The sequence below is a fragment of the Candidatus Aminicenantes bacterium genome, from assembly GCA_026393855.1.
Taxonomy (GTDB): Bacteria; Acidobacteriota; Aminicenantia; order Aminicenantales; family UBA4085; genus UBA4085.
The window spans coordinates 38,692-65,414 of the sequence record JAPKZJ010000108.1; the positions used below are offsets into that span (position 1 = coordinate 38,692).

Here is a 26,723-nt window from a genome sequence, read left to right on the forward strand (position 1 = left end):
AGCCGCTTTGTTGGCCTATCCGGGACTGACGGCGGCCGTCGTCTTGGCATTCATGACGGCGCTCTTCCTGATGGCCCTAGCCCGGCGGGATAATTCCATCATCGACATCGCCTGGGGTCCAGGCTTTCTGCTCGTGGCCGGCCTCCACCTCGCGCTCCCGCCCGCTCCGACGCCGCGCCAGATCCTGGTTTCCGTGCTGATCCTGGTCTGGGCGGCTCGATTGGCCCTGCACCTCGCCCGCCGGGCCAAGGGCCGAGGCGAAGACTTCCGCTATGCCGCCTGGCGCAAAGCCTGGGGCCGATGGTTCTTGCTCCGCAGCTACCTCCAGATTTTTCTGCTGCAGGGGGCCTTTCTCCTTCTCGTGGCCTTGCCCCTCCCGATCGTCCACGCGGCCCCCCCGGTTCCCTGGACGGCCCTTGACGCCGCGGGGTTGGCGCTCTGGGCGTTCGGCTTCGCCTTCGAGTCCGCCGCGGACGCCCAACTGGTCCGCTTCCGGAAGAATCCGGAGCGCCGCTCCCGGTTCCTGACGACCGGGCTGTGGCGTTGGAGCCGGCATCCTAATTATTTCGGCGAAGCGATCCAGTGGTGGGGATTGTTCTTGATCGCCGCTTCCGTCCCGGGCGGTTGGAGAGCCGTCATCAGCCCCTTGGTCATCACCCTGCTGCTGCGCTATGTCTCGGGCGTCCCTCTGCTCGAGCGGAAGCACAAGGGCGACCCCGAATTCCAGGCCTACGCGGCCCGGACCAACGCCTTCTGGCCTTGGTTCCCCAAAGCCGAGCGCAGATTAGCACCGCGAGTTCCCTAAAAATATTGGTTTTTCTCCCGATTCCGGGAAAATCTAAGCGGAACGGAGTATCGGCCAACGGCGAAACCGCGCGGGTTTAGACTTTTTCGCGAACCTCTTCGAGGGAACCCAACGGGCGCCGAGGGATGTTTGAGCACGTGACAATCATCGGAAACGAGACAGAGTGGAAGGCCAGACAGGATAGAAAGATCGAAGATGCGGAGTTCCGCAGGCGCCGAGAAGAGAAACGCGAAAAAGGCGTGAAAAACCCGCGCCGCCGGGTCGATACTCCGGACCGCGTTTCCCGGAATCGGGAAAAGAACTTTATTTCAGGTCAGAAGTGCAATGCGGGCAGCGCGTCGCCTTGAGCGGCACGACCGACAGACAATACGGGCATTCCTTGGTCGTCGGCGCCGCCGGCACCGCTTTCGGCTGCCGGCGAAGCGCGTTGATCCACTTGACGATCACGAAGACCGACAGGGCTACGATCAAAAACTCCAGAATGGCGTTGAGGAAGATGCCGTAGTTGATCGTCGCCGCGCCCGCCGCCTTGGCCGCGGCCAGGCTCTCGAACGGCCGCCCCGACAGGTTGATGTACAGGCCCGCGAAATCGACCTTGCCGAGAAGGAGGCCGATCGGGGGCATCAGGACGTCGTTGATCAGAGAAGATACGATTTTGCCGAAGGCCGCGCCCATGATGAAGCCGATGGCCATGTCCAGAACGTTGCCCTTCTGGATGAACTCCCGGAATTCCTTGATCATTTCGTCCTCCTTTCGTTCAGTGCCGCCCTGAATCTAAACCCTATGCGCTCGCCCGTCAAGCCCTGGCTCCGGCGGGAAAAGGACCCGAATCCGGGAACCCATTTGAGGTCGGGGCGGGACCCGGGCTATAATCCCCTCTCCAACCGGCTCAAAGGAATGCCCATGAAGACCCGCCTTGTCGTTCTCCTGGCCCTGCTCACGGCCGCCCTGCCCGCCGCGGCCGACATCCTCAGCCTGTCCCACGTCTTTCTGCTCGGCCGGACGCTCAAAGACACGGATGGCGACAAGCTGCCGGACAAGATCGGACTCTGGGTGGTCCTCCCGGATTCGCCCGGCGCGGCCGAGCTGGCGGCCGCAGCCGACATCGCCGCCCGGGCCAACTTCGATTGCCTGGCCCAGGATTTCGAAATTCTCAAGCGCGAATCCGAGGCCGGCCGGATCGACCGCCTCGACAACGTCATCCTGCTGGGGACGAACGTCAAATGGCTCCGGGACGCGCTGAAGGACGGGGACATCGAAGCGCCCGCGCTGGGCCCGAATCAGGGCTTCGTCTCCGTCTTCGCATCGAAGGCCCAGACCGGGCTGTTCGTCATCGCCTCCTCCGAAGACGCCCTGCTGCAAACCGCCCGCGCCTTCTTCCTGCGCTGGCCGTATCTGTGGGACATCTGGGGGCGCGAGGAGGGGCATACCTACGCTTCGCTCGAGCGCGACATCGAACAGCTCCTGGCCGGCGATGGCATCGTCTTGCAGCGGACCGTCATCAAGTCGGTCCAATACGAATTCCCGCCGGATCTCAGGGGAGCGACGGCGGGCAAGCTGGCCTTCCGGGCCGGCGAGGTCAAGAACCTGACGGCCGAGATCTTCCTGACCGATGAGGACGAGCTGAACCGGGCGGGCCGGGCTTTCGAAGGCTTGCGGCAATCCCACTTGCGCGGCCAGAAGACCGAGCTTCTTTCCTACCCGGGGTGCGCCAAGGTGACCGTGCGCCTCCTCTTCGGCAAGACCGCGGTCGAAGCCGTCCTGCCCCGGACCGGCCTGCCGAAGCGAATGTTGACGCCGGTTTTCAAGGACGTCCCGCGCCCCGACAGTTCGGGCCGCGATTTCGATCTGACCGGACTCTTCGGCTTGAAGGGCCTCTATACGGACGGCGACCACGACGGCCTTCCCGACGGGCTGGACAGCCGGATCGTCATTCCCTCCCAGACTCCGCCGCACGGCGTCGTTTCGCTGGCCTCCCGGCTCGTTTTGGGGACGGCCGGGGCCACCTTCCCCCTCGTCGCGATCGACAAAGAGATCGAGCATCGCCAATCTTTAGTCGCCCCGATCCTGGTCGGCGCCAATGCCCTGACTCAAGAGCTCATCCGGATCGGCAAGCTGGCGCCGCCGCCGCTGGAACCGGGGACGGGCTGGGCCTCCGTCGTCCCGGCCGCCTTCAACAAGTCGACCGCCCTTGCAGTGTTGGGCGGAGACGGGATCGGATTGGACAAGACCCTCGAGTACCTGGGCCGAACCTTCCCCTATTTCGAAGCCTTCGGCCCGGGCCGTCCCCAGGTCGGCGACGTCCCTCGCGACATCGACGGATTCCTCAAAGGCGGGCGAGGCGCGGCGGAATCCCACCTCCTGCCCGCCTTGGCCAAGGCCCTGGACGACCTCAAAGACAGGCCTCTCGAATCGCTGCGGGCGGAGATTTCCCTGCCCAAGCCCAACCCTCGCTTCGAGGAGGAGGTCAAGAGGATGTTGGCCGCTCTCAAACCCGCTTCCAGCGAGATCAACCTTGCGCCTCTCACCCAAGGGCGCCGGGTTTTCGAAAAAGAGAAAGCCTTCGACTGGGAGGGCGAGCGGGCCGTCGAGGCGGTCCGGGCGGGCCTCAAAGGCGCCGCCGACGATACGGCCCCGATCAAGATCAGCCTGGGAGTCTCCGAATCGCCGGACATCCGGCAGCGCCTGAAGCAGCGGATTGAGACGCTGTGCCGGGAAGAGTTTCAGCGGACAGCCGAGGTGGAAGTCCTATCGGCCTATAAGCAGGGCTTCTTCTGGTTGACCGAGCGGGTGGCGCCGGCCCTCAAGGGCAAGGGCGCAACCCAGGTCGTGGTCCGTTTCGCCAAAATCGAGGAGGACTTCCGCCGGCCCAAGCGCTTCTATGCGGAACCGTCCCGTTGGCTGCAGGAGCTGTACCCCGCCGACGAGATCCTGGCCCGCGAGCTCGGCCTGCCGATCGATAAAATCCGCTTCGAGATCAACCCCGACCCCACCGCCGTCTATGACGTCACGGCCCTGGACGCCAAAAACGCCGTGCTTTTCGAGCAGGGTTTCTCGCCCCGCACCAAGACCCAGCCCTATTTGCGCCCCGTCCCGGAGTGGGGCGACGTGACCCTGACCACGGGTTGGGTCCGCCTCGAACAGGCCGGCCGGGTCCTGGCCGACGCCCCGCTCGCCTCCGATCTGGAGGAGATCTGGTCCTACTATCAGGACGAAGTCCTGGCCCCGGTTCAGGCGCAGATTCTGCGCCAGACGGGCCAGGCCCCGACGTTCTCCAAACAGCCCTTCTTCAAGCAGCTGAAAATCGAGATCTGGGCCAGCGAGCCCGACTTCCGTCTCGGCCTGGATGAAGAGATGGTCAGTTCGCTCGAGTCCCTGCATGACGAGATTTATTTCGATACCCTGGACTTCCTGCGCGGGATGATCGACCTCGACGGCGGCGAGACGGATCTTCCCGAAGATACCCAGAGAATCTCGGCTCCGGGCAACGTCCTCCCGATCATCCATGGCTCGACTGAAGGCGAAGCCCCCCGGATCAAGGTCGTCTTCGAGGATTGGCCCGACGAGACGCCCCGGATCAACCTGAAGTGGAGGGAAACGGGCCGCGAGGAGGCTTCCCGGCGCATCGCCTTTCCGGCCTTGGCCGCCAAGCCGGTCCGGATTCCCTGGCTGCTCTATAACGGCCTGGAGGAGAGGGTCGGCGAGCTGGCGGTGGACCTGGAATTCGAGCGCGAGTCCGATTACCTGGCGCTGGTCGACCTCCTCGGCTCATACCGCGATCTGGCCGGCAAAGGGATGCTGGCCGATCCGATGGCTTATCCCCGCCTGGACGCCTTACGCCTGCGATTGAAGTGCGGCCGCTTGAGCAAGGAGGAAAGCCTGCCGGTCGCTCCTCCGGATGCCGCCGTCGCGGCGCCCCCGCCCCCGGCCAAGCCCGGCCAACCGATCATCGATACGACCCGGGTCCTCTCGCCCGAGATGGTCGAGGCGGCCATCCGCAAGCTGTCCGGGCTCCCCGCTCTGCGGACCTGGATCGGCGGCCGCTCCTATGAAGGCCGGGCCGTTCCCGTCATCGAGGCCTACCGGCCGCTCGGGACCTATGTCTCGATCCCCCGCCTCGTCGCCTTGAAGCCGACCCTGTTCCTGAACGGACGCCAGCATGCCAACGAAGTTTCCTCGACAACCTACATTCTCAAGCTGGCCGAGCTTCTGGCCCGCGACCCCGCCACCTCCGAATATCTGAGCCGGATCAACTTCGTCCTCCAGCCGATGGAAAATCCGGACGGAGCGGCCCTGGCCGCCGAGCTGCAGAGCTTGACGCCTTTCCACAGCCTGCATGCCGGGCGCTACGGGACTCTGGGGCTCGACGTCGGATCCCCAGCCGGCTCCCGGCCCGTTCTGCCTGAAGCCTCGGTCCGGCGCGACCTGGCCGCCAAGTGGGCGCCCGATATCGCCCTGAACCTGCATGGCTATCCCTCCCATGAATGGGTTCAGGCGTTTTCCGATTATTCCCCCTATCTGTTCCGCGACTACTGGATCCCCAAAGGCTGGTTCGCTTATGTCCGGGGCTTGAGCCTGCCCCTGTATGATCGCTACAAGGAAGCCGGGGACGATTTGCGGGGATTCATCACGGCCGAGATGAACGCCGATCCGCGCATCAAGGAGTCGAACCGGAAATTCTACGAGCGCTACGCCCGCTGGGCGACCCGCTGGCAGCCTTTTGCCTCCCCGCTCGAGACGTACGAGGGGGTGGCCCTCTTCGCCAAGCGGCGCTCGGGTGCGGAGAACCGATTGACCGCCCGCGGCCAGGTCACTTATGCCGAAGGAACGCCGGAGCTCATGGATGAGACGGCCTCCGGGGCTTGGCTGGATTTCCTTTCGGGGCAAGGGCTGGCCTTCATCCGGGCCCACCTCAAGTACCTTTCCCTGGCCCGCTTCGAAACGGCCCGCATCGAGGAGGAGGTCGGCGATCGGGTCAGAATCCAGCTCGTCCGGGGACGACCGGGCCTGGTCAGGCTGCCGGGCAAAAACTAACCGGGACGCGCGAGTGTTTAGGAATTGATTCGTCCTTGAAATACTGTTAAGATTGAGGACACTAATTCCGGAGCCGTCCGCCGCCATGGAAAACAGGGAAAACCTTCTCGTCGCCGGGCCCGATGCTTCGCTCTTCGATCAATTGGCCGCCACCCCGGTGGCCGAGATGTTTCAACTCTCCTTCTGCCCTTCGCGGGAAGATCTTTCCGCCTTCATTCGTGAAAACAGTATCCGCTTCGTTCTGCTCGAAGTCCGGGACGCATCCGATCAGGACGCCGCCAAGCTGGCCGAGATCAAAAACTCCGATCCTCTACTGAACGTCCTGATCTCCGGCCCACCGATCCACCCGGAGGAGGCTTTGGAGTGGATCCGGCGCGGGGCCTCGGACTATCTGGAAAAACCCGTCAGCGCGGAAACGGCCCGGGCCGCCCTGCGCAAGGCCCTCGATAAGCGCGAGCTGCGGCGGGAGACGTTCCTCCTGGAGCGCAAGCTGGAGAAGAAATACGTCTTCCAGGGCATGGTCAGCAAGAGTCCCTACATGCTCGAGGTCTTCGGCCTGATCGAAAGCGTGGCCCGTCATTTCGCCAGCGTTTTAGTGACCGGCGAGACGGGCACGGGTAAGGAGCTCGTGGCCAGGGCTTTGCATGCCCTGAGCGAGACCAAGAACCGCCGCTTGGTCATCTGTGACTGCGCCTCGATCCCCGAAACGCTCTTCGAATCCGAGCTCTTCGGTTACGTCAAAGGCGCCTTCACGGGAGCCGATCGAACCAAGCGGGGCTTGTTCGAGGAGGCCCACGAAGGCGTCATCTTCCTGGACGAGATCGGCGAGATCCCCCTGCCCGTCCAAGCCAAGATGCTCCGGGTCCTGGAAAACCGGCAATTCCGTCCCCTCGGCTCCAACGACGTCCGCTACGTCAACGTCCGCGTCATCGCAGCCACGAACCGCGACCTGCCCGAGCTCATCCGCCGAAGCGCCTTCCGGGAAGACCTTTATCATCGGTTAAACCGGGTCGAAGTTCATCTTCCGCCTCTGCGGGAGAGGCCCGAGGATATGCCGCTGCTGGTGCGCCATTTCCTGGACGGGACCAACAAAGCCTTCGGCAAGTCCGTCAAGGGCCTGTCCCGTGACGTCCAAAAGCTGTTCCTCAAGTACGATTGGCCCGGAAATGTCCGCGAGCTCGAGAACGTCCTGCAAAGCGCGACCATGACGACGCATCGGGATTTCATCGACGTCTCCGATCTGCCTAAGGCGCTGCGGGAGCAGGCTGCGGCTCGGCCCCGGCCCGCCTTTGGAGACCGGGACAACCTCTCCACCCTCGACGATCTTGAAAAAGAGTATATCGCCTATCTTTTGAAGCTCACGGCCTTCAATCTCAAGCGGACAGCCAAGGTCCTCAACATCTCGCGGACCACTCTTTACAACAAGATGGCCAAGTACGGCCTGGTGCGCGAACCGCGGCCGCCGTCAAAGCGCAAGCCCACAGCCCCCAGGCCCGGCGTCTGATACGTTCTCTCGTTCGATACGTCCTGGGCGACGGATGAGAATTTCATCGGACCTCCCGGCGCCGTCGTGTCCAGGCGTAGAGCGGCCATCCGGCCAGGATGATCGCCGCTCCGACACCCGACCGGCCTGGCGCGGAAATGAAGACGTTGAGGACGACGGCAGCCGAGACCAGGGCGAAAAGGGCCGGGACCACGGGATACCCCCAGGCCCGATACGGCCGGGAAGCGTCGGGCCGCTTACGGCGCAGGACGATCAGGGCGACGGCCGTCAAGCCGAAAAAGATCCAATCGCCGAAGGTCACATACTGCAGGAGCCGGCCGTATCCGTTGGTCAGAAGGAGCCCCGAAGCCCAAGCCGATTGCAGAACGATGGCCGCGACCGGCGTGCCCCAGCGCGGGTGGCTCAAGGCGGCGGCCGGCAGGAACATTCCTTGCCGGGCCATGGCCTGATAGACCCGGGCTCCGGTCAGGATGAAGACGTTCGTGATGCCGAAGGTGGACACGATGATGGCCACGGAGATAAAGCGCCCTCCCCAGGGGCCGACCATGGCGCCCATGGCGTCCGCTGCCAGCCGGGACGAGCCGGATATCGCCGCGAAGGGCAGGGCCTTGACGTAGACGGCGTTGGCCAGGACGTAGACCGTGACGACCAGGCCCACTCCGGTCAGAATGGCCAGGGGCATCGTCCGTTCAGGCCGGCGGACCTCCCCGCCCACGAAATTCAGGTTCTGCCAGCCGCCGTAGGAGAAGAGAACCGGCATGAGGGCCAAGCCGAGGGCCTGCCACACGCCTCCCCCCAGACCATCGGGGAAGAGCGGCCCCAGGTGGACGGCGGCCGGCGGATGAAAAACAAAGAACCCGACCGCGATCAGGACGAGCAGGGAGGCGAACTTAAGCGTTGTGAAGATATTCTGGACGATGCTGCCGGGGCGGAGGCCGAGGATGTTGACGAGGGACAACGACCAGAGCAGGCCGGCCGCCAGCCATCGCGTCGTCCCCTCCCCCAGCGGCAGAAACACGCCGATGAAGCGGGCGCAGGTGAACGAGACGGCAGCGATGGCGCCCGTCTGGATGGTGCTGAAGAGCGTCCAGCCGAACAGGAATCCCAGCCAAGGCGAAAAGGCTTTCTCCAAATAGACGACCTGCCCGCCCGATTGGGGGAACATCGCCCCCAGCTCGGCGAAACAGATGCCCCCCAGAACGGCGATGAAGCCGCCGATCACCCAGACGAGAAGGAGCTGGGAGGAGGTCTGCAGGAAGCGGGCGCTTTCGGCCGGATTCATGAAGATGCCGGAACCGATCATCGCCCCGCTGGCAATCATGGCCGCGTCGAAAACGCCGAGCCCGCGCTTCTTCGTCATGGCCTTTATCCATACACCTTTTGGGGACGGCGATGCAACGGAAAAACGCGCCTGGCGAATCCTTTTTCCTCTCCTCTCGTAAAAAAGATACAATACGTTTCTAGGACTAAGGAGCTGACCATGAAAAGAGCGATTTCCCTAGGCGTGGCCCTCGTTCTGTTCTCGGGTCTGGCCGCCACCGCCGGCGCCCAGGAGGCCAAGGATATCCTGGCCAAGATGATCGAAGCCCAAGGCGGCCGCAAAGCCCTGGAGAGCGTGCGCACATCGACCGCCTCGGGATCGATGGAGTTGGTCCAGATGGGCATGTCCGGCGGCGTTACCATGTACCAGAAAGAGCCCGACAAGCTGCGGATCGACATCGAGCTCATGGGCCTGATCATCACCCAGGCCACCGACGGCGCCCAAGCCTGGATGACCGACCCGCAGTCGGGAACGACCCAGGAGATGCCCGAGGCCATGGGCAAGAGCTTGAAGCGGCAGGCCATCGGCAGCGACGCCCTGCTCGCCCCCGAAAAGATCGGCCTCGTCTACGCCGCCAAAGGCCGTGAGAAGGTCGGCAACAAGGATTGTTATGTGCTGGAGCAGGCCTTCGCCGACGGCACCACGGCAACCCTTTTCGTCGACGCCGCGACGGGGCTTCTGCTCAAAAGCAAGGCCAAAGCACAGGACCCCATGACGGGGGGCGACGTGGAGACCGAAACGCTGTACGAGGATTACCGCAAAGTCGGCGAAACGACGGCCTTCTTCAAGATGACCACCTTCCAGAACGGCGCCGAGTATGTCCGCCTGACCTTCAGCAAGATCGAATACAACGCGCCCCTCGAGGACGTCTTCTTCAAGATGGCTAAATAATTAGACGGCCGTGGTCGTCTCGATCTCTTTAAGCACGGCGTGGGCCAGCCGGAGGGCCCGCAGGCCTTCCTCGCCGCTGACCTTGCCGGGGCGGCCGCCGTCGATGCAAGTCAGGAAATTCTGGATTTCCTTCTTCAGCGGCTCCTCCTTGCGGATCTTGAAGGTCTTGATGTCCGTCTGGCGGCCGCTCAAAGGGAAGACTTTGACTTCCTGATCAATATAGTCGATCGAGTAATAGGCCGTGGGTTCGAAGATCCGCAGCTTGCGGACCTTGCCCTGATGAACGCGGCTCGCAGTCAGGGTGGCGACGCAGCCCGATTTGAACTCGAGCCGGGCGTTGGCGATGTCTATTTTCTCGGACAGGACGTGGATGCCCGAGGAGCGGATGACCCCGACCTCGTCCTTGATCAACGCCAGGATGATGTCCAGGTCGTGGATCATCAGGTCCAGGACCACGTCGACGTCGAGGGAGCGGGCCGAGAACGATCCCAGGCGCTGAACCTCGATGAATTTGGGGTCGGAAATCATGTTTTCGACGGCCTCGACCGCCGGGTTGAAACGCTCCAGATGGCCGACCTGGAAGACGAGGCCCTGGCGCTTGGCTTCGGCCACCAGCTCCTCGGCCTGGGCCACGGTCTCGGTGATGGGTTTCTCGACCAGAACATGCTTGCCCCGCTTGAGCAGCTCGAGCGAGATGGCGTGGTGCTCCGAGGTCGGGGTCGCCACGATGCCGGCGTCGATCTCGTCGATCATCTCCCGGTAATCTTGATAATACTTGACGCCGTGGCGGTTGCCGATCTCAAAGGCTTTCTTGAAGTCGATGTCGGCTACGGCCCGCAGCTCGCATTCCTCGAGATAGGAGGCGATCCGGGCGTGCTGCATGCCCAAGTACCCGACTCCGACGATTCCGACTTTGACCTTGTCCATGATGTTTCCTTTGCCGCCGCCGACGCGGCCCGAAACTAGTGCCCCGTCTTATATATTCCAATCCCATACTCTCCCTGGAGACGGGACACTTCCAGGGGGGAGACAAGCTCCCCCCTCGGCGCTCCGCTGACCCCCTGAGGGAGGCCTCGCCGCCCCCCTCATACTCCCCGGCGGTTGTGCGTCTGGCATGCTCGGGACTTAATCAACGTATTTCCGGGACGCCCAACTAGGAGCGCTTGGCCAGGACGGCCAGGCCGTTGGCATCGGCCAAGGCCAGGGATTCGTCCTTCTGGAAGAACGGCATCCGGCCGGCCTCGAAACAGAGGGCGGCGGCCCGGACCCGGATCAAGCCGCGGAACGTCTCGAGCCCGACCGCCGGAATGTCGATCCGCGGGTCCTGGCGGGTGCGGGCCACTTTGATCACAACGACGCCCTTGCCGGCCAGCCGGCCGGCCCGCTTGATCGTCTCGTTCGTGCCTTCCAGGCCTTCGATCGCGACGACGGCCCGATCCCTGACGACCAGCGTCTGGCCGATGTCTTCGTCCGCCAGGCGGCGAGCCCGGTCCCAGCCGAACTCGATGTCCTCGAGAATGGCGGGTGTCGGCGGAGCCAGGCTGAGAAGGCCGGCCGGGCAGAAATACGGCTGCAGGAGGAAGGAGGGATCGACGACCGTCACCCCCTGGGCTCCGAGGTAATCGATAAGCGATTGGATCAGCCGGGTCGGCGTCTTGTCGCGGATCTGGGCGATGAGTTGGAAGAGCGCGTCGTCCATCGTTCCCTTGGGCTGCAGGACGGCCCGCGGATCGATGGCTCCGGTCATGACCGCCCGGCGGACGGATTGTCCCTTGAAGAACGAGACCAGCTTGTCGAGCTCGGTCAGCCCGAACCATTCGAAGGCGGCGGCCCGGGACTTGAGGTCGGCCTGGGCTTCGCCCCGGACGCCGGCCACGACGCACTCGAACCCCTGCCCGACGGCTTCCTCGAGCGCCAGGAGCGGGGATTCGCCCGCCCCGGCGATCAATCCGATTCGCTCTCCCATGTCTCCGCCGTTTTTTTGACCAGGCCGCGCTTGGAGGCGGCGATGAAGTCCAGGATTTCCTCCCGGTCGGGACCGGGGGGGATGGTGCTCCGGATGGCTTCTACGGCCTGAGCCGTGTTGAGCCCGGAATAGAACAGCAGCTGGAACATGGACTTGATAGTCCCGATCCGCTCCCGGTCGAAGCCCTTGCGGCGCAGGCCGACGATATTCAGCCCGAAGACGCGGGGCGGACGCTGGCCGACGACCCGACTGAAGGGCAGGACGTCTTGGGTGATGACCGTATAGCCGCCCAGAAAGGCGTAGCGGCCGATACGGCTGAACTGGTGGATACCGGTGAAGGCGCTGAGCATGGCATGATCGCCGACGTGGACATGGCCGCCCAGGGTCGCGCCGTTGATCATGATCGTCCAGTTCCCCACCCGGCAATCGTGGGCGATGTGGGCGTAGGCCATGATGTAGTTGTCGTCGCCGATCGTCGTCAGCCGCTCTTCCTTGATCGTGGCCCGGTGAACGGTGACGAACTCCCGCAGGACGTTGCGGTCGCCGATGACGACCTGCGTTTCCTCGCCCTTGTAGCCGATGTCCTGCGGCGGCGTGCCGAGGACGGAGTAGAAGCCGACGACGTTATCGGCCCCGAGTGTGGTCCAGCCGTCCACGATGACGTGGGCCTCGAGCCGGGTCCGGGGTCCGATGGCGACATGCGGGCCGACGATGCAATAGGGCCCGATCACGGCCGCGGGATCGATCCGGGCCGCCGGATCGACGAGCGCCGTCGGGTGGATAGACGCGTTATTTGGAGACATTGAGCTCCTCTTTCTCCATCAGGGAGGCCCACATATCCCCTTCAACCGCCAGATCGCCGTCGACGAAGGCCCGGCCGTGGATGAGGTGGAACCGGCCCCGGATCTTGGCCAGCTCGGCCTCGAGCCAGAGTTGATCGCCCGGGACGACCGGACGCCGGAACTTCATATTGTCGATCTTGCTGAAGAGCATGAATTTGGTCTGGGGGTCGGGAACCGAGTGGTAGATCAGGATCCCGCCAGCCTGGGCCATGGCCTCAACGATCAGCACGCCCGGCATGATCCTGGCCATAGGAAAGTGGCCCTGGAAGAACTCCTCGTTGTAGGTGACGTTCTTCAGGGCCCGGATGGACTTCCCGTTTTCCAGGGCCAGGACGCGGTCGACGAGCAGAAAAGGATAGCGGTGCGGCAGGAACTTGAGGATGTCCTCGATGTTCAGGACCGCGCTACTGGTCATTTGCTCGGGACGGCCTTGGAGGCGTCGTAGCGCTTGATGACCTCGGCGGTCACATCGATGACCGGGTTGGCCCAAGCGGCGCCGCTCTTCTGCAGATCGAAAATGATGTCGTAGCCGCGCTCTTTGCCCATGGCTTCGACGATCGGGATGAGCTCGTCCTGGACCTTCTTGAACAGGCGGTTGGTCAGGTCCTGCATCCCGGCGTAAGCGTCTTCGGCCATCCGCTTGCGGTCGGTCGTCTTCTTGTCCAGGTCGCCCTGCATCTGGAGGGCGGCCTCTTCGGTCAGGGTCAGGCGCTGGGTGTTGAGCCGGGTTTGGAGCTGGCGAATCTCGTCGTCCAGCTTGGCGATGCCCGCTTGGTACTGCTTGTCGCGCTCCTGGATGCGGGCGATGACCTTCTTGCCTTCGGCCGACTTTTCCAGAACATCCTGCGAGTTGATGACGCCGATCTTGGACTGGGCGTAAAGGGCGGCGAAGCCGCCGCAAACAGCGATCATAGTCAGGGCGGCGATAAATTTCCGCATGGTCAGACCTCCTAAGTCATGTTCGGGACGGGGTCCCGCGGGGTTCAGAACGTGGTTCCAATCGCAAAACGGAACGCGATATTGGAATCGGATTGGTAAATCCGGCGGTTATTATACGAAAAAATCAGGCGGAAAGGAACCCTGAGGGCCGGCACGAAGATGCGGGCCTCGAGTCCGGTCGAAGTATAGACGTCGGTTAGGCTGATTTTGCCCTCGTGCGGCCAGGCATTGCCCCGGTCATGGAAGGCGATCAGGTAGAGCGGGCTCTCGATACCGCCGACGTGCAGGATGGCCTCGAAGTTGATGATCAGCTCTTTCTCGCCGCCCGTGTTTGTCCCGCTCTCGGAGCGGGGCCCGATGGTGTAGATCTCGTAGCCGCGGACGTTGCGCTCGCCGCCCAGGAAGAAGCGCTCCCAGAACGGGACCTGGGTATCGGTGGTCCGGAGGATCTCGGAGTATTCGAAGTGGGCGCCAAGCGAGAGGACTCCTTGCTTGATCGGCTGGAAGTGGGTGAATTCCAGGCGCGGCTTGAACAGATCGACCTCGCCGCCGAGGAACGACCCGGCGTACTTGAACGACAGGGAATACATCGTGCCCGAAGTGGGCGTTAGGGGGCTGTCGACCGTCGACCGGTAGATGGCCGGCATGATCGAGCTCATGTTGTACTTGCCCCAGCCGAACAGGCCCATGTAATAGGGGTCGATCCAGGAGGTCGTCGACGTCCCTTGGTCGGCGGCCTGGGAATCCGGTTCGGTGATGTTCAGGATCTGGAAGCTGTAGGTCAGGCTGCCCCGCCAATAGCCGATGATCCGGGCGCCCAGATTGAAGTCTACACCCTTGGATTCCTGGTTGTAGAGCCAGGGCAGATAGGTGGCCCGGTTGTAGATGCTGAACCCCGCGCTGACGGGCATATCGAAAAGGTAGGGCTCGGTGAAGCCGATGACGTAGTTGCGGATGCGGGCCCCATACTGGGCGGTCAGCTCCAGGTTCTCCCCGGCCCCCAGGAAGTTGACCGTGGTGTAGCTCAAGGCGATGAACGTCCCTTCATAGCCGCTGTAGCCGGCGGTGAACTGGATGTTGTTGCGCTGCAGCTCTTTGATCGGCATGCTGACGTCGAACTTGTTGGGGTCGGCGGCCGTCGGCTTGATGTCCGGCTCCTTCTCCAGGTCGACCAGACCGAGCTGCTTGACGCGCAGGACGCTGTCCTTGAAGACGGCCAGGCTGAAGATGTCGCCTTCCCGCATCAGCATCTCCCGCCGGATCACTTTGTCTTTAGTGAAGATGTTGCCCTTGAAATCCATGCGGTGCAGATAGCAGAGCTCGCCTTCGAAGATCTGGTAGGTGACGTTGACGACCTTGGACTTGGGATCGAGGCTTTCAACGGGCATGACCTGGGCGTATAAGTGGCCGTAGTTCCGGAACAGCTCACCCAGGTCCTCGATGCTCTTCTCCCGGATTTTGGTACTGTAGATGTCGCCCTTCACGAGCTTGATCTTGCTCATAATGCCGGAGATGGTGAAGGCCTTATTGCCCTCGACCTTGATCTCCCCCACCCGGTAGAGGTAGCCGGCGTTGACCGGGACCGTGATCTTGACCATTTTCTGGGGCTTGCTCCAGAAGAAGATGGTCCGCTTCGACATGTCCTCGATCTTGGGCTCGCCGACGGTGGCCTCCATGTACCCGTTTTCCTGGTACACTTTCTTGACCAGGGTCAGGTCGTCGGCCAGCTTGTTCTGTTTGTAGACGTCCTTGCCGGAGACCCAGGCCAGCAGGGAGTGCGGCTTGTTCTCCTTGAGGGCGCCGCGAAGGAGGCTCGGCGAGAGCTTGACCTTGCCGGTGAACTCGATGGCCCCGATTCGGACTTTGGGGCCCTCGTCGATCTTGAAGGCCACGTCGACTTCGTTCTTGCCCGTCTTGTTGGTGACGACCTCGACCTTCGCCGCCCCCAGCCCCTTCTCGGCCAGCAAGTCCTCGATCGTCTTGCGGATCCGCTGCAGCTTGTTGGGGTTATAGTTGCTGTAGGCCAGCAGGTATTCGTCCTTCTCCTTGAGCTTGTTGGTGATGTCGTCTTCCTTGACCTTGCGGCCCGTCTTGTAGGTGATCGACTTGATCAGCGGTGTCTCTTCGACGGTGATGGTGATGATGCGGCCCTTGGGGCTGACCGTCTGGCCGATCTTGATGTCCGAAAAGAACCCGGTCGACCAGAGGATCCGGAAATCCTTCTTAAGCAGATCCTCGTTGAAGTAGTCCCCCTCCCGCGAGGTCAGGTAGTACATGATCGTCTCTTTCGTCACCCTGTCGTTGCCGACAATGTCGATCCGTTCGATCAGCTCCTGGGCCAAGGCGGTCAGCGGGAGGAGTATCAACAAGGCGATCAAAAAAAGCTTTCTCATGATCCTATCCTTATAGCATAAACCGGGGCCATTTCAAAAACCGGGCCGCGCCCGGAACCTCTCGGAGGAGAGGTATCTTCATCAAGAAGCTCGATTTTTCGTCGTCGCCGCCGGGTCCGGCTCGGGCCGTGAATCTCGATCGCTCATACCATTAAGAACGCGTCGGAGGCTCGATCCGTTTCAATTCGCCATGCTCCATCATAAAGACCTTTCCGCAGTATCTGGCGACGTTTTCGCTGTGCGTGACGATCACCGCGGTCAGGTTCTTGCGGCGCTGGAGGCCGACGAGCAGGCTTAAAATATGCTCGCCGGTCTTCCAGTCCAGGTTGCCGGTCGGCTCGTCCGCTAAGAGGAGCTTGGGTTCGCGGCTCAAGGCCCGGGCCAGGGCGATGCGCTGCTGCTCGCCGCCCGAGAGCTGGGCCGGGCGCAGGCGCGCCTTGTCCTCGAGCCCGACGTCGGCCAACAGGACGGCCGCCCTGGCCAGGGCCTCGTCCTTGGGCGCGCCGCCGATCATCAGGGGCAGGGCGATGTTCTCGCAGGCGGTGAACTCGGGCAGGAGATGGTAGAACTGGAAGACGAAGCCGATTTTGGCATTGCGGGTTCGGGCCAGCTCCCGCCAATCCTTGGCGTAGAGATCCTCCCCGTCCAGATAGACCGTGCCCTCGCTGGGCCGGTCGAGGGCGCCCAGGAGGTTGAGAAGAGTCGTCTTGCCGACGCCCGAAACGCCCATGATGGCCGCCACATCCCCCGCCTCGAGCTCCAGGGTCAGACCGCCGAAGACCCTGAGTCGTCCTTCGGGCAGGGGATATTCCTTGCCCAGGTTGACGGCGCGGACGACGGGTTCACTCATATTTAAGGGCCACCACGGGATCGACTTTGGCCGCCCGCCGGGAGGGGAAGAGGGTCGACAAGAGGCTGACGGCGAGGGCGACGCCGAGGATCAGGGCCAGGTCCCAGGGCTTGATGTGGAACGGGACGTAGGAGATCTGGTAGATGTCGACCGGGACGCGGATCAGCTTGAGAGCGTTGGCCAGCAGGCACCAGCCGAGCCCGAGGACGGTCCCCAGGATCGTTCCCGAGACGCCGATCATCGAGCCCTGCAGAAAGAAGACCCGCTGAATGTGCCGGGGGGTCGCCCCCAGGGACATCAGGATGCCGATGTCCCGCGTCTTCTCCATGACCATCAGGATGAGGGTGGCGATGATGTTGAGGGCGGCCACGATGACGATCAGGGCGATGGTCAGGAAGATGATGGTCTTTTCCAGCTTCAGGGCGGAGAAAAGCGACTTGTTGAGCTCGGCCCAGGTCGTGACGTAGACAAGCGGGGGCAGCTTGGCCTTGAGCGTCTCCTTGAAAGCCGGGGCGGCGAAGACGTCCCGGATCATGACCTGGAGGTAGCTGACCCCGCCGACCATGTCGAACCACTTCTGGGCGACGGCCAGCGGGATGATGGCCGTCCCCGAATCGAACTCGTACAGTCCGGTGGCGAAGATCCCGCTGACCTTGAAGCTCTTGATCTTGGGAACGGCGCCGATCGGGCCCATCCGCGAAGACGACGACAGGACCCGGATAACGTCGCCGATACCGGCGCCCATCGCATAGGCCAGGTCGTGTCCCAGGAGGATGCCGTCGCGGCCGCCCTCTTCGGGGAGTGTGCCGGACTCCAGCTTGGCCAGCCAGGGGGATTGGGTCCGCTCGAGGCGGAGGTCCATGCCCTTCATCATCGCCGGCTGGGTCTTGAGCGGACCGACGAGGAGGACCATGTTGAGAGCCACGGGCGAGACGGAGACCACACCGTCCAAGCCCCGGATCGTCTCCGCCATCGCGGCGTGGTCGGCCAGGGAGCCGCCCGACACGTCCGAGACCATAAGGTGCGAAGTGGCGCTCAAAATCTTGGCCTGGACGTCCTCCTGGAAGCCCGTGATCAGAGCCACGGCGATGATCAGAGCGGCGACACCGATGGTGATGCCCAGGGCCGAGATGAAGGTGATGACCGAGACGAAAGCCTGTTTGCGGCGGGCCGTCAAATAGCGGCGGGCGACAAAGCCTTCAAATCCCATGGCCGGGGTTTCCTCGCCTCACTCCCGCGGCCGCAGCAGCGGGAAGAGGATGACTTCGCGGATCGATCGCCGGTTGGCGAGGAGCATGGCCAGGCGGTCGATGCCGATCCCCTCCCCGCCCGTCGGGGGGAGACCGTACTCCAGGGCCTGGACATAGTCCAGATCGATGGGATGGCTTTCGTCGTCGCCCTTGGCTTTTTCTCCGGCCTGCTGTTCGAAGCGCAGCCGCTGCTCGACCGGGTCGGTCAGCTCGGAGAAGGCGTTGGCCAGCTCCATGCCCGAGATGAACAGCTCGAACCGGGCCGCTTCGTCGGGATGATCAAGGGCCGCCTTGGCCAGCGGCGAGACCTCCTTGGGGGGGTTGATCAGGAAGGTCGGCTGGACGAGATGGTGCTTGACGCGCTTGTCGAAGATGACGTCGAGGGCCCGGCCGTAGGTCAGGGGCTTCTTGTCCGGGGCCATCTCCTCGCCCAGCCGGATGACGGCGTCCCGGTCGTCGAAGGCGCCGGCCGAGAGCCCGCCGTAGCGCTCGAGAGCCTCCCGGAAGCGGAGCCGCGGCCAAGGCCGCTTGACGGAGATGACGGCGTCGCCGTAAGGGAACTCGTCCTTGCCCAGAAGGTCCCGGACCAGGCCGCCGATCAAGTCTTCGGTCAGATCCATCATGTCGTTATAGTCGCTGTAGGCCTGGTAGAACTCGAGCATCGTGAACTCGGGGTTGTGCTCGGCGTCGATGCCCTCGTTGCGGAAGTTGCGATTGACTTCGTACACCCGCTCCAGCCCGCCCACGACCAGCCGCTTGAGGTAGAGCTCGGGGGCGATGCGCAAAAAGAGATCGATGTCCAAGGCGTTGTGGTGGGTGACGAACGGCCGGGCCAGGGCCCCGCCCGGAACGGCCTGCATCATCGGCGTCTCGACTTCCACATAGCCGCGGCCGTCGAAATAGCGGCGCAGGTAGGTGACGATGGCGCTGCGAAGCCGGAAGACCTCGGTCGCCTCGGGGTTCATGATCAGGTCCAGGTAGCGGCGCCGATACCGGATCTCGACGTCCTGCAGGCCGTGCCACTTTTCGGGCAGCGGGCGGTGGCACTTGGCCACGAACTGGAAGGCGGAGACCAGAACCGTCAGCTCGCCCGTTCGAGTCCGGAAGACCTCGCCTTCGACCGCGATCCAGTCGCCCAAATCGAAGAGGAAGAACCGCTCATAGACTTCCTTGCCCACGCCGTCTTCGCGGATGTAGGCTTGAAGCTTGGCCCGGCCGTCCGAGATGTGGAAAAAGGTGGCCCGGCCCATCTGGCGGATGGACAGAATCCGCCCCGGGACGCGGACCCGGGGCTTCGCGGCCTCGAGGTCCTCTTTTGTCCGGGCTGCAAACTCGGCCGCCGCCGCGGCGACGGAATGGGTCCGCTCGATCTTGTGGGGAAAGGGGTCGATTCCCGCGGCGACGAGCTTTTTAAGCTTTTCGGCCCGGGCCAGCTCCTGATCGTTTCGCCGCTCCTCGGCCGGCGATTCGGACGGGAGGGCGCTTGGGTTCGGGGCGTTCGGTTTTTGGTCTTGGCTCATGGTCGTCGACTTTCGTGGTGGATTCCTTGTCGGCCAGGCTTCGGCGGACGGCGTCCAGGACGCCGTTGACGAAGTCGGCAGACTCTTCGCCGCTGAAGCGTTTGGCGATCTCGATGGCTTCGTTGATGACGATGGCCGGAGCCACGGTCTTGCCTTCCTCCAGCAGCTCCAGGACGGCCAGCCGCAGGATGTTGCGGTCGACCGGGGTCATCCGGGCCACCCGCCAATTGCGGGAGGTCGCTTGGATCAGGCCGTCCAGCTCGTCCCGCCGGGAGGAGACCCCGCGGACGAGCCAGGCGGCGTACTCGGCCTCGGCGTCGGGCGCGGAGCCGGCCGCGGACGCGGCCGCGTCCGCCGGGGAGGGCAGGATGTCCGGACCTCCCTCGTTGAACTCGAGTCCGTAGAGAGCCTGAAGCGCCCGCTCGCGGGCCGACCGTCTTTTCCCCATCGGGGGCCTACAGCTTGGCGTCCTTAAACAGGTTGAGGGTCTCGATCAGGGAGAAGGCCGCGTCCCAGCCCTTGTTGCCGGCTTTGGTTCCGGCCCGCTCGATGCCCTGCTCGATGGTGTCCACGGTCAGCACCCCGAAGGCGACGGGGCGGCCGTGCTGCATGGCGATCTGGGCCAGCCCTTTGGTCACCTCGGCGCTGAGATAGTCGAAATGAGGCGTGTCGCCCCGGATCAGGGCGCCGATGCAGAGGAGTCCGTCGAACTTGCCCGAAGCGGCCAGCTTCTCGGCCGCCAGCGGGATCTCGAACGACCCGGGCACTTTGTAAACGCTGAGATCGGCCTCCTCGGCCCCCAGCTTCTTCAGGGCGTCCAGGGCGCCGTCGAGCAGGCGTCCGGTGATGAACTGATTGAACCGGCTGGCGACGATGGCGATCTTGAAGCCCTTGGCCTGCAGCTTGCCTTCATAAATTTTCATGCCCGTTCCTCCGAACCCGTGGAGTCCGCTTATTCTACAGGGAATCGGCCGGCTTGTAAATGCGGGAAGGATATGCTAATACCTTGCTTCTCGGCATCGTCCCATCCGCCGCCAAGGAGATCCGGAGATGAGTCCCTCTTCCGCCTATCCCCGTGTGCCGCTCGACCAGCTGCGCTGGCGCTGCGATCCCGCCGGCCTGCCCTACGACACCAGCTCGCTTTGCCCGGCCTGCGAAGAGATCATCGGCCAGGACCGCGCCCTCAAGGCCCTTCTGACCGGGCTCGACATCAAAAGCCTGGGCTATAATATCTTCATCACCGGGATGGCCGGCACCGGCCGCACCACCACCATCAAGCAGCTCCTGGAGCGGCTGGAAAAGGGCGATCGGCCGCCCGACGACATCCTCTACGTCAACAATTTCAAATATCCCGACGAGCCGAGCCTGCTCTTCCTCCCGGCCGGCAAGGGCAAGCTCTTCGTCGCCGAGTTGGTCGACCTGCTCGACAGGCTCAAAGCCAACATCCCCGAGTTCCTCAAGAGCAAGTACTACACCGACAAGCGCGACGCCGTCATCGAGGAGCAGCAGGGCAAGCAGAAGGCTCTCCTGCAGGGCTTCGAGGAGGAGACGGCCAAGGAGGGCTTCTCGGTCATCCAGGTCCAGATGGGCCTCTTCGTCAAGCCTGATCTGATCCCCGTCATCGACGACCAGCCGACCCCCTTCCCCAAGGTCGAGGCCCTGGTCAAGGAGAAGAAGCTCCCGGCCGAGCGCTTCGAGGCTCTCAAAAAGGCCTATGAAGCCCTCTCTCAAAAAATGGAAAGCGTCTTTGAGCGCCTGCGCGAGATCGAGGAAGAGACCCGCCTCCGGCTCAAGGCCTGGGACGCCGAATCGATCGCCCCGACCATCAAGGGGGCGGTGGCCGAGATCAACGCCCGCTTCCCTCATCCCCGGGTCCCCGAGTACCTGGCCGAGGTCGAAGCCGGCCTGATCGGCGCCATCGAGATCTTCAAGAACCAGAAAAAGGACGAGGACAAGAAGGACGCCCCGCCCGGCGATCCGATGCTCGATTACCAGGTCAACCTGCTGGTCGATAACGGCGACCTCAAGCACTCCCCGGTCATCATGGAGACCAATCCGAACTATCTCAACCTGTTCGGTTCGATCGAGTCGACCATGAACCGCTTCGGCCTCCTCCAAACCGACTTCACCAAGATCAAAGCCGGCTCTTTCCTCAAGGCCAACGGCGGCTACCTCGTGGTCAACGCCCTGGACGCCCTGGTCGAGCCGGGCGTCTGGGCCACCCTCAAGCGGACCCTGCGCAATCAGGTCTTCGAGCTCCAGAACTACGCCGCCCTATTCCTCTTCTCCTCGGCCCGGCTCAAGCCGCAGCCGATCAAGATCAACGTCAAGCTGGTCATGATCGGGGACGAGGAGATCTACAACCTGCTTTATTCCATGGATGAGGACTTCCGCAAGGTCTTCAAGATCAAGGCCGAGTTCGACTCGGAGATGGCCAAGTCCGAGGACGCTATCAAGGACTACATCCGGTTCATCAAGAAGATCGGGGACGAGGACGGGCTCCTGCCCTTCGACCGGACCGGCATGGCCGCCGTCATCGAGTACGGGACCCGGATCGCCGGCCGGCACAAGAAGCTCAGCACCCGCTTCAACGTCATCGCCGACGTGGTCCGGGAGTCGAGTTACTGGGCCGGCAAGGACGGCGGGACCGTAGTCTCGGACCGCCACGTCGAGCAGGCTGTGCGGGAGCGCTTCGAGCGGGTCAGCCTGATCGAGGACAAAATCCAGGAGATGATCGAGGACGGCTCCATCATGATCGACACGGCCGGAGCGGTCGTCGGCCAGGTTAACGGCCTGGCGGTCTACAGCATGGGCCAGTTCGCCTTCGGCAAGCCGGCCCGGATCACGGCCCGGGTCTCGGTCGGCCGGGCCGGCATCGTCGACATCGAACGGGCCGTCGATATGAGCGGCTCCAGCCACAGCAAGGGCGTCCTGATCCTGGGCGGCTTCCTGCGCGGCCTCTTTGCCCGGAACAAGCCCTTCGCCTTGTCCGCCTCGATCGCCTTCGAGCAGAGCTACTCGGGGATCGACGGCGACAGCGCCTCCTCGACCGAGGCCTATGCCCTGCTCTCGGCCCTGGCGGGGCTGCCGCTGCGCCAGGATCTGGCGGTCACGGGGTCGCTCAACCAGAAAGGCGAGATCCAGCCGATCGGCGGCGTCAACGAGAAGATCGAGGGCTTTTTCGACGTCTGCCAGGCCAAGGGCTTGACCGGCACTCAGGGGGTCCTCATCCCCCACCAGAACGTCCAAAACCTTATGCTGCGGCCCGACGTCGTCCAGGCCGCAGCCGAGGACCGCTTCCACATCTACCCCGTCCATTCGATCGACGAGGGCATCGCCATCCTGACCGGCCTGCCGTCCGGCGCCCGCCGCATCGACGGAACCTGGGAGCCGGGCTCGGTCAACGACTTGGTGGATCAGGAGATCCAACGCCTCTCCCGTGCGGCCAAGGCCGCCGGCGAGGACAAGGACGCGGTGAAAGAATAGTCTCCCCGGCCGGCCTAAGAGCCGGCTTGATTTTCCGCCCGATCGCGTGTCATGATGAGCGGCCGGGCGCCCTGCAAGTCCGCGTCGGCCGCAAGCGGCGCGGCGAAAGGAACGAGACATGGATCAAGCCGAAAGACCGCGCAAGCAAGGCCTGTTCATCACCATCGACGCCAACATCGGGGCGGGCAAGACCAACGCCTGCCACGCCATCAGCTCGGCCGCCACCGCCAGCGGCTGGCCGGCCCGGGTTCTTGAGGAGCCGACGCACAGTCCCAAGTTCACCTATTTCCTCAACCATTACTACGACGACCTGCGCACCGGAAACAACACCGGCGGCGGCTTCTCCATGCAGATGTTCATGCTTTGCCAGCGCTACGAGCAGCACCGGCTGGCCGTCGAGCTGGCCTGGGGCCCGCAGGGCCAGGTGGTCATTCAGGACCGACCGATCTACGGCGACACCGTGTTCGCCACCACGGCCATGGAGCGCGGCTTCATGACCCACCAGGAGTTCGAGCTGTACGTCGACGTCTTTCGCAACATGAGCCGCGACGTGATGCCGCCCGATATTTTCGTCTTTCTGGACGTCGCCCCCGAGGAATGCCACCGCCGCATGGAAAACCGGGCTCGCGGGGAGGAAGCCGGCGTACCTCTGGACTACCTGCAGCACCTGGACAAGAACTACAGGCTGCTGCTGCAGGAAATGCGGCGGCGCGGAGTGCGGGTCATGGTCATCGACTGGAGGGAGTTCGGCCCTCCGGTGGATGTCTGGAAGCAGATCCTGCGGATGTCGATGTCGTCTGATTCCTGGTACGAGCAGCTGGCGTTCTCGTTCGCCAAGCATCCCCGAATGCCGGTGATGCCGAACGGCGGCGAGACTAAGCCCGACGCGGCCGGCTAATTCTTTTCCAGAATCAGCAGCCACCCCTTGCCCGGCTCGACGGGGATCGGCTCGTCCGCGGCGAACGAGGCGGCCAATTGAAAATTGGGGATTTCCGGCGCCCGGAGCTTCGCTTTCCGCGGATCGAGCCCAAGGGCCTTCCAGTCGATCCGAAGCCGCGTCCGGACCGGTCCCATGGCCCAGCTGGCCAGGGCGATCATCGAGCGTCCGTCCCGCCGGTAGACAGTGGCCAGAACGCCCGGGTCGTCGGCTCGAACGGGGCAGTCCTCGGTCCACCAGCCGCTCATCCGGGATTCGCCGAGACCGAAGGCGTCCCAAACCTTCCATAGCCGGGCCGGGTCGTTGCCCGACCAGGGCAGCCGATTGGTCATCCCGAAGACCATCCCCCGCCAGGGGTTCCCGCCGTCCTGCAGCATCTCCCCCATCAGGCCGAAGGGAAGCCCCGAGACCTCGACCAGCCAATAATCCGCCGGCGTGCCGTTGTAGTCGAAGTACTCGCCGAACCACAGACGGTTGAGGTAAGGAAAGTGCTCGAGGTAGAGGGTGGCGCTCGAGACGAATCCGTCCCGGGGGTTGTACTGGTTGGCCGAATGGAGGTCGATCAGGGCGTCCGGCCGGTTGCGGTCGAGAACTTTGCGGACCCGTTTCATGGTCGTCCGGTCGAAAGCCACGTCGTCCAGATAGAGGCCGTCGATCCCGATCTTGCGGGCCAGCCAGTCGAGCCCTTCGATGTAATAGTTGTGCCAGCGCGACATGCCGCTGTTGATGACGGCCGCGTCCTTGAGCTCGGGGACGAACCAGGCGGCGATGTAGTCGGCGCCGAGGTGCTCCTGGAGCCAGGCGTATCCGCCGCCCGGCCCGGGCGTGAAGATCTCGTGCCCCAGGCTGCGCAGGGCGAAGATCTCGGACGCCCGGTTGCTGAGCTCCCGGACGGTGTCGTAGATCTTGACCCGGAACCCGCGCCGATGGGCCTCGTCGACATAAGCCTTCATCTCGGCCGGGCGAAGAAAGGGATAGTTGATATAGGGGTTGATGGCGTTGGCGTGATGGATGTTGATCGTGTTGGCCCCGCTCGCGGCGACTTCGGCCACGGGCTTATAGGCGTGCATGAAGCGGGTCGCGAAATGAGCCTTCGGGTCGATCGTCTTGAAGGGCGTCAGAAGAAGGATGAAGTGGAAGTGGAGGTCGCGGCCGGGCTCCAGGGTTCTTGCACCGCCGGACGCGGCGTAGAGCACCACCCCCGGCTTCCCCTCGCGGACTTTGACGGTCCCCTTGCCCCCGTTCCACCAGGACGGTGGCAGGTTGAGGGGCTTGCTCAGGTAGAAATTGGTGTTGAGGGGCCGGCTGTAGTTCTCGGCCCGCAGGCCGACCTGCATCCCGGCGTTGACCTCGCCCAGCCAGAGCGAATCCTGATTCTTTTTTTGGTCCCAAGCCCACTGCAGCTCCGCCGGTCGGAGCCCGCCCTTGACGCCGAGGCCCATCATATAGCGGGCTGCGGCCGCCGCCCAGGGGATCTCCAGGCGGACGTCTCTTACGGCCATGATCTCATCGGCCGCCAACCGGACCTGAAATTCGAGATAGCCGTCCATCTCCATCCAGGCCCGCCCCTCCATCCGCAGGCCGGGAGCCGTGTTTTTAAACTCCCAATCCACGCGGCCGGGAGCCTTCTTGGTGAAGACGACCCCCTCAGGCTTCCATTCGAACGGCCGGCCTATGCCGTCCTCGACGATCAAGGCCATCGGGCCGGCCAGCACGTCCTTGGGCTTGTCGGTCAGCCGGGCGACATCCGACGCGAAGTAGCTTCGGATCGCCGCCGGCAGGCCGTCGAGCCCGAGACTCACCGTCCGCCCCAGGCAGCCCAGGGTCTGGCCCCGGACGGTCAGCGGGGTGAACGGCTTGACGACTTCGTCATCCATGGCCAGGGTCGAATCGAGCCAGCGGAGTCTGGACATCCGGGCCGGATCCGCATCGCCTCCGTCGGTCCGCAGGGCCGGTCCGACGGCCAGAGCGAGCCGCACGGTCTGGGCCGCCCGCCCCTTGGCCGATACGGATACGTCGCCCTCATAGCGTCCGGGCCGGCAATTCGCAGGCACCTGAACTCCGCACCAAAGCGCCTGGACCTTGCCCTCGCCCACGGCCACGGACTTGTAGAGCGGCGTCCCGTCCCAGTCCGTCCCCCCCGTGTTGATACAGCGCAGAGCCGAGGCCGGGATCGTCCCACCGGCGGCGGACCGGAGCGGCGAGAAGCCCACGGTAACTTCTTCCAACGCCCCGCCGCAAGCCCAAAGCCCGACCTGGAAGGCGAAAAACTCCCCCCGTGCCGCCTCCCCCGCGAGCTCCGGCCGCGGCCCCTCGACGACCCACTTGTAAGGCAAGTCATCGACCATGCGGATCGAGCTCCGCCGATCCTCGGGGAATAGAAGGAACGGTCGGTCGGCGAAGCGCTGCCGCAGGGCCATCGTCTCTTCCGGAAAGGCGATGAACTCCATGGGCGTGAAGGCATCGAAAGCGTCAGCGGACTCAAGAGCCCCGGGCTTGGCTTCGGGAAAGCGGCCCGTGTCCGTCGCCGAAGCCGGCAAGCCGTTGCGGGCCAGCCAGGCTTCTTCGGCCGTCCGCTCCGGCTCCCGGTACCGTGCGGTCGGGTAGTTCCGGCTCCCGGTCAGCCGGTAGGGCATATAATAGAAATCATATTCGCCCGGCCCCGAGGCCGGTTGAAAGACAAAGACGCCGGCGGCCCGATCCACGGATACGGCGACGACATTGGCGATCCTCGCGCCGGCGGCGTCAGTGACGATGACGGCCTTCGTCTCGGGCGCCGGATCGCGACGACGCCAGGGAATCCTGATCCGGACGGCATCCGCGGCCGCAGCAACCCGGACGACGGCCCTGTGGTTGCCGAGGGCCGAAACGTCCCAGGCTTCGCCCGCGCCGGTTCCGGGACCGGCGGCCACCGGTCCGAGAGCCAGCCGGGCGAACAGAGCGGCCAGTCCGATCTTGGATAGGTTTGTCATGGCGTCACCTCGA

At 63.9% G+C, this 26,723-nt stretch carries 20 protein-coding genes; 6 read left to right on the plus strand and 14 right to left on the minus strand.

Going from position 1 to position 26,723, the window contains the following annotated elements; translation table 11 throughout:
* The first annotated feature begins 7 nt into the window (after positions 1 to 7).
* Entirely contained in the window at positions 8 to 805 is a 798-nt protein-coding gene (locus tag NTZ26_13025; protein ID MCX6561424.1) for a DUF1295 domain-containing protein, read from the plus strand.
* Between the two features lie 303 nt (positions 806 to 1,108).
* On the opposite strand, the gene mscL is transcribed toward NTZ26_13025, so the two are convergent.
* Positions 1,109 to 1,546, minus strand: a complete 438-nt coding sequence (gene mscL, locus NTZ26_13030; GenBank protein MCX6561425.1) for a large conductance mechanosensitive channel protein MscL — start codon at positions 1,544 to 1,546, stop codon at positions 1,109 to 1,111.
* A 162-nt stretch (positions 1,547 to 1,708) separates the two neighbouring features.
* On the opposite strand from mscL, the gene NTZ26_13035 reads away from it, so the two are divergent.
* Together NTZ26_13035 and NTZ26_13040 are read left to right on the plus strand one after the other, a co-directional pair.
* A complete protein-coding gene (locus NTZ26_13035) occupies positions 1,709 to 5,839 on the plus strand; it encodes a M14 family metallopeptidase (protein ID MCX6561426.1) in 4,131 nt (1,376 codons plus the stop codon).
* A gap of 85 nt (positions 5,840 to 5,924) precedes the next feature.
* Positions 5,925 to 7,343 carry a sigma-54 dependent transcriptional regulator gene (locus NTZ26_13040; GenBank protein ID MCX6561427.1) on the plus strand — a complete coding sequence of 473 codons (1,419 nt, stop codon included), beginning with the start codon at positions 5,925 to 5,927 and terminating at the stop codon, positions 7,341 to 7,343.
* Positions 7,344 to 7,386: 43 nt separating this feature from the next.
* Here the strand turns inward: NTZ26_13040 and NTZ26_13045 are convergent, their stop codons facing one another.
* Positions 7,387 to 8,703, minus strand: a complete 1,317-nt coding sequence (locus tag NTZ26_13045; GenBank protein ID MCX6561428.1) for an amino acid permease — start codon at positions 8,701 to 8,703, stop codon at positions 7,387 to 7,389.
* Between the two features lie 120 nt (positions 8,704 to 8,823).
* On the opposite strand from NTZ26_13045, the gene NTZ26_13050 reads away from it, so the two are divergent.
* Positions 8,824 to 9,555, plus strand: a complete 732-nt coding sequence (locus NTZ26_13050; protein MCX6561429.1) for a DUF620 domain-containing protein — start codon at positions 8,824 to 8,826, stop codon at positions 9,553 to 9,555.
* Here NTZ26_13050 and NTZ26_13055 read toward each other — a convergent pair whose 3' ends face one another.
* From NTZ26_13055 to ribE, 11 genes are all read right to left on the minus strand, one after another.
* Positions 9,556 to 10,482: a Gfo/Idh/MocA family oxidoreductase gene (locus NTZ26_13055; protein ID MCX6561430.1), complete on the minus strand. Its 927-nt coding sequence runs from the start codon at positions 10,480 to 10,482 to the stop codon at positions 9,556 to 9,558.
* Between the two features lie 226 nt (positions 10,483 to 10,708).
* Entirely contained in the window at positions 10,709 to 11,521 is an 813-nt protein-coding gene (lpxI, locus tag NTZ26_13060) for a UDP-2,3-diacylglucosamine diphosphatase LpxI (protein MCX6561431.1), read from the minus strand.
* Positions 11,500 to 12,324: an acyl-ACP--UDP-N-acetylglucosamine O-acyltransferase gene (gene lpxA, locus NTZ26_13065; protein ID MCX6561432.1), complete on the minus strand. Its 825-nt coding sequence runs from the start codon at positions 12,322 to 12,324 to the stop codon at positions 11,500 to 11,502. The genes lpxI and lpxA overlap by 22 nt, the downstream gene beginning before the upstream one ends.
* Positions 12,311 to 12,778 carry a 3-hydroxyacyl-ACP dehydratase FabZ gene (gene fabZ / locus NTZ26_13070; protein ID MCX6561433.1) on the minus strand — a complete coding sequence of 156 codons (468 nt, stop codon included), beginning with the start codon at positions 12,776 to 12,778 and terminating at the stop codon, positions 12,311 to 12,313. The genes lpxA and fabZ overlap by 14 nt, the downstream gene beginning before the upstream one ends.
* Complete coding sequence (locus NTZ26_13075) at positions 12,775 to 13,302, minus strand: OmpH family outer membrane protein (GenBank protein ID MCX6561434.1); 528 nt, start codon at positions 13,300 to 13,302, stop codon at positions 12,775 to 12,777. The genes fabZ and NTZ26_13075 overlap by 4 nt, the downstream gene beginning before the upstream one ends.
* A 44-nt stretch (positions 13,303 to 13,346) precedes the next feature.
* Positions 13,347 to 15,695 (minus strand): outer membrane protein assembly factor BamA, encoded by a 2,349-nt coding sequence (gene bamA, locus NTZ26_13080; GenBank protein ID MCX6561435.1) that lies wholly within the window; start codon positions 15,693 to 15,695, stop codon positions 13,347 to 13,349.
* A 151-nt stretch (positions 15,696 to 15,846) separates the two neighbouring features.
* Positions 15,847 to 16,545, minus strand: a complete 699-nt coding sequence (locus NTZ26_13085; GenBank protein ID MCX6561436.1) for an ABC transporter ATP-binding protein — start codon at positions 16,543 to 16,545, stop codon at positions 15,847 to 15,849.
* Positions 16,538 to 17,755, minus strand: a complete 1,218-nt coding sequence (locus tag NTZ26_13090; protein ID MCX6561437.1) for an ABC transporter permease — start codon at positions 17,753 to 17,755, stop codon at positions 16,538 to 16,540. The genes NTZ26_13085 and NTZ26_13090 overlap by 8 nt, the downstream gene beginning before the upstream one ends.
* An 18-nt stretch (positions 17,756 to 17,773) precedes the next feature.
* Positions 17,774 to 19,315: a lysine--tRNA ligase gene (lysS, locus tag NTZ26_13095; GenBank protein ID MCX6561438.1), complete on the minus strand. Its 1,542-nt coding sequence runs from the start codon at positions 19,313 to 19,315 to the stop codon at positions 17,774 to 17,776.
* Entirely contained in the window at positions 19,206 to 19,763 is a 558-nt protein-coding gene (gene nusB / locus NTZ26_13100) for a transcription antitermination factor NusB (GenBank protein MCX6561439.1), read from the minus strand. The genes lysS and nusB overlap by 110 nt, the downstream gene beginning before the upstream one ends.
* Before the next feature lie 7 nt (positions 19,764 to 19,770).
* Positions 19,771 to 20,238, minus strand: a complete 468-nt coding sequence (ribE, locus tag NTZ26_13105) for a 6,7-dimethyl-8-ribityllumazine synthase (protein MCX6561440.1) — start codon at positions 20,236 to 20,238, stop codon at positions 19,771 to 19,773.
* 127 nt (positions 20,239 to 20,365) lie between these two features.
* Between ribE and NTZ26_13110 the strand changes: the two genes are divergently transcribed.
* Together NTZ26_13110 and NTZ26_13115 are read left to right on the plus strand one after the other, a co-directional pair.
* A complete protein-coding gene (locus tag NTZ26_13110) occupies positions 20,366 to 22,801 on the plus strand; it encodes an ATP-binding protein (GenBank protein ID MCX6561441.1) in 2,436 nt (811 codons plus the stop codon).
* Positions 22,802 to 22,919: 118 nt separating this feature from the next.
* Positions 22,920 to 23,699, plus strand: a complete 780-nt coding sequence (locus NTZ26_13115) for a deoxynucleoside kinase (GenBank protein ID MCX6561442.1) — start codon at positions 22,920 to 22,922, stop codon at positions 23,697 to 23,699.
* On the opposite strand, the gene NTZ26_13120 is transcribed toward NTZ26_13115, so the two are convergent.
* On the minus strand, positions 23,696 to 26,710 hold the full coding sequence (locus tag NTZ26_13120) for a DUF6067 family protein (GenBank protein MCX6561443.1): 3,015 nt from the start codon (positions 26,708 to 26,710) through the stop codon (positions 23,696 to 23,698). The genes NTZ26_13115 and NTZ26_13120 overlap by 4 nt on opposite strands.
* Positions 26,711 to 26,723: the final 13 nt, after the last annotated feature.

Coding starts and splice junctions, on each gene's coding strand:
- mscL (MCX6561425.1), bottom strand. CDS start 1,546: ATGATCAAGGAATTCCGGGAGTTCATCCAGAAGGGCAACGTTCTGGAC.
- NTZ26_13035 (MCX6561426.1), top strand. CDS start 1,709: ATGAAGACCCGCCTTGTCGTTCTCCTGGCCCTGCTCACGGCCGCCCTG.
- NTZ26_13040 (MCX6561427.1), top strand. CDS start 5,925: ATGGAAAACAGGGAAAACCTTCTCGTCGCCGGGCCCGATGCTTCGCTC.
- NTZ26_13045 (MCX6561428.1), bottom strand. CDS start 8,703: ATGACGAAGAAGCGCGGGCTCGGCGTTTTCGACGCGGCCATGATTGCC.
- NTZ26_13050 (MCX6561429.1), top strand. CDS start 8,824: ATGAAAAGAGCGATTTCCCTAGGCGTGGCCCTCGTTCTGTTCTCGGGT.
- NTZ26_13055 (MCX6561430.1), bottom strand. CDS start 10,482: ATGGACAAGGTCAAAGTCGGAATCGTCGGAGTCGGGTACTTGGGCATG.
- lpxI (MCX6561431.1), bottom strand. CDS start 11,521: ATGGGAGAGCGAATCGGATTGATCGCCGGGGCGGGCGAATCCCCGCTC.
- lpxA (MCX6561432.1), bottom strand. CDS start 12,324: ATGTCTCCAAATAACGCGTCTATCCACCCGACGGCGCTCGTCGATCCG.
- fabZ (MCX6561433.1), bottom strand. CDS start 12,778: ATGACCAGTAGCGCGGTCCTGAACATCGAGGACATCCTCAAGTTCCTG.
- NTZ26_13075 (MCX6561434.1), bottom strand. CDS start 13,302: ATGCGGAAATTTATCGCCGCCCTGACTATGATCGCTGTTTGCGGCGGC.
- bamA (MCX6561435.1), bottom strand. CDS start 15,695: ATGAGAAAGCTTTTTTTGATCGCCTTGTTGATACTCCTCCCGCTGACC.
- NTZ26_13085 (MCX6561436.1), bottom strand. CDS start 16,545: ATGAGTGAACCCGTCGTCCGCGCCGTCAACCTGGGCAAGGAATATCCC.
- NTZ26_13090 (MCX6561437.1), bottom strand. CDS start 17,755: ATGGGATTTGAAGGCTTTGTCGCCCGCCGCTATTTGACGGCCCGCCGC.
- lysS (MCX6561438.1), bottom strand. CDS start 19,315: ATGAGCCAAGACCAAAAACCGAACGCCCCGAACCCAAGCGCCCTCCCG.
- nusB (MCX6561439.1), bottom strand. CDS start 19,763: ATGGGGAAAAGACGGTCGGCCCGCGAGCGGGCGCTTCAGGCTCTCTAC.
- ribE (MCX6561440.1), bottom strand. CDS start 20,238: ATGAAAATTTATGAAGGCAAGCTGCAGGCCAAGGGCTTCAAGATCGCC.
- NTZ26_13110 (MCX6561441.1), top strand. CDS start 20,366: ATGAGTCCCTCTTCCGCCTATCCCCGTGTGCCGCTCGACCAGCTGCGC.
- NTZ26_13115 (MCX6561442.1), top strand. CDS start 22,920: ATGGATCAAGCCGAAAGACCGCGCAAGCAAGGCCTGTTCATCACCATC.
- NTZ26_13120 (MCX6561443.1), bottom strand. CDS start 26,710: ATGACAAACCTATCCAAGATCGGACTGGCCGCTCTGTTCGCCCGGCTG.